This window comes from Gordonia sp. NPDC003425 (genome assembly GCF_053588635.1).
Genome location: NZ_JBSFQI010000035.1, coordinates 1 through 2,645, shown reverse-complemented (window position 1 = coordinate 2,645; position 2,645 = coordinate 1). Strand labels below are relative to the sequence as shown.

1 protein-coding gene is annotated in these 2,645 nt (G+C 69.9%); it reads left to right on the top strand.

From position 1 onward, the window contains the following. Positions 1 to 2,645, top strand: a 2,645-nt coding sequence (locus ACWDTD_RS20400; protein ID WP_449748938.1) for a condensation domain-containing protein, incomplete at both ends; no start/stop codon positions are given.

Below are 2,645 nucleotides of genomic sequence, written 5' to 3'. Positions count from 1 at the left end.
GCGTTGGGTGGTAATTCGTTGTCGGCGATGCGGGTGGCGGCGCGGGTGGCTGATGTGTTCGGGGTGCAGGTGTCGGTGCGTGATCTGTTCGATGCACCCACCGTCGACGAACTCGCCGAGCTGGTCGGCAGGCGCGACGCGGGGCTGGCACCGATCCGTGCCGTGGAGCCCCGCCCGGCGCGCATTCCGCTCTCATTCGCCCAGTCGCGGATGTGGTTCATCAACCGGTTCGAGCCGGGCACCGCGACCTACAACATCCCGGCGTTGCTGCGGCTGCGCGGACCGCTCGACATCGACGCGCTGCGACACGCCATGGTCGATGTCGTTGCACGCCACGAGATCCTGCGTACCACGTTCCCCGCGGTCGACGGCGCGCCGGTGCAGGTGATCCATCCCGCGCACCGTGTTACCACCGACCTGGACTTCGCGGTGGTGGACGACGAGGACGCACTGCGCGAGGCGGTGTCGACCGGATTCGACGTCACCGAACAGTGGCCGCTGCGGGTGCGGGTGCTCGCGATGAACGCCGACGAGCACCTCGTGGCCGTCGTCGCCCACCACATCGCCGCCGACGGGGAGTCGATGCGGCCGCTGGTTGCCGACCTGGTGACCGCCTACCTGGCCCGTGCCGGCGGCCGGTCTCCCGACTTCGTGCCGCTCACAGTGCAATTCGCCGACTACGCGATCTGGCAGCACGAAACGCTTGGCGATCCGGCCGATCCCGCATCGGTGGTCGGAGCGCAACTCGATCACTGGCGTACGACGCTGGCCGGGCTGCCCGACGTGCTGGACATCCCCGCCGACCGTCCTCGCCCGACCGTCGCGTCGCATCGTGGCGCCCGGCTGGAGGTCACGATCCCGGCCGAGGTCGCCGGACGTATCACCGCGACCGCCGCCGCACACGGCGTCACCCCCTTCATGGTGGTGCACGCGGCGCTGGCCGTACTGCTCGCGCGACTCTCCGGCGGCAACGACATCGCCATCGCCACCCCCGTCGCCGGACGTGGGCAGGCCGTCCTCGATCCGCTTGTCGGTATGTTCGTCAACACACTGGTGCTGCGCACCGGCATCGAACCCGCCGAACCGTTCAGCGATCTGCTCGACCGGGTGCGGGTGACCGATCTGGAGGCCTTCACCCACGCCGACGTCCCGTTCGAGACCATCGTCGACGCGCTCGATCCGGTGCGTTCGGAAGCGTTCGCACCGCTGGCGCAGGTGATGCTCTCGCTCGATTCGGGCGCTACCGCAGACGATGCCGTGCGCGTGGACACCCTCGAGGTGGAGTCGGTGGCCCCTCCGGTGGTGCCCGCCCAACTCGACCTCGCCGTCACCGTGGCCACCGAGCCCGCCGGCGAGGACTGGCGGTGCTCGATCGTCTACGCCACCGACCTGTTCGACGAGTCGAGGGTGGCGACGTTCGCCGAGCGCTACCGTGCGCTGCTCGGTGGCCTGACCGCCGTGCCGGGAGATGCGGTCGGTGACGTCGTCATGATCACCCGCGCCGAGGCCGATGCGGCGGTGGCCGCCGCGACCGGTCCGATCGTCGACCCGATCACCACCACAGTCGCCGATGCTGTTGCGGCGCAGGTGGTGCGGTCGCCGGGTGCGCCGGCGTTGTGGTTCGAGGGTCGGGTGGTGTCGTATGCGGAGTTCGGTGCGCGGGTGGCGGTGTTGGCGCGTGAGTTGATTGCTGTCGGCGTGGGTCCCGAGGTGGCGGTTGGGGTGTCGCTGGAGCGGTCGGTGGAGTTCGTGGTGGCCATTCATGCGGTGGTGGCCGCCGGTGGCCAGTACGTGCCGATCGATCCGTCCGCACCCGCCGAACGCGCGGCCTACATGCTCGACACCGCAGGCGTCGAGGTGATCGTGGTGCGCCGCGACGAGCGGCCCGGCTGGCTCGCCGGCGTCGGAGCCCGCCACATCGTGGAGGTGGATGCCTCGGGGTCGGTGGATGAGTCGGCGGCTCCGGTGGCCGATGGGGAGCGGTTGTCGGTGTTGCGTCCGGATGCGGCGTTGTACACGTTGTTCACGTCGGGGTCGACGGGCCGCCCGAAGGGTGTGACCGTCTCGCACCGGTCGGCGGCCAACCGGCTGTGGTGGGCCATCGACCGATTCGCGCTCACCGACGCCGACCGGGTGGTGCTCAAGACGCCGGTGACGTTCGACGTGTCGGTGCCGGAGTTGTTCGCGCCGTTGATGTCGGGTGCGCAGGTGGTGGTGGCGCGTGCGGGTGGGCATGCCGATCCGGGGTATCTGGCGGAGTTGATCGGTCAGACGCGGGCGACGTCGGTGCATTTCGTGCCGTCGATGTTGTCGGTGTTCCTCGATGTGGTTCCGGCCGAACGGATTCGGGCGTTGGATTCGCTGCGCTGGCTGCTCACCTCGGGTGAGGCGCTGCCCGCGTCGGTGGCCCGGCGGGCCCACGAGTTGCTCGGCGACACCAGGATTCACAATCTGTACGGCCCCACCGAGGCCGCGGTCGACGTCACCGACACCGACGTCACCGACGCCGAGCACATCACCATCGGCGCGCCCGTGTGGAACACCACCGCCTACGTGTTGGATGCGCGGTTGGGTGTGGTGCCGCCGGGGGTGCCGGGGGAGTTGTATCTGGGTGGTGTGCAGGTGGCGCGGGGGTATGCGTCGCG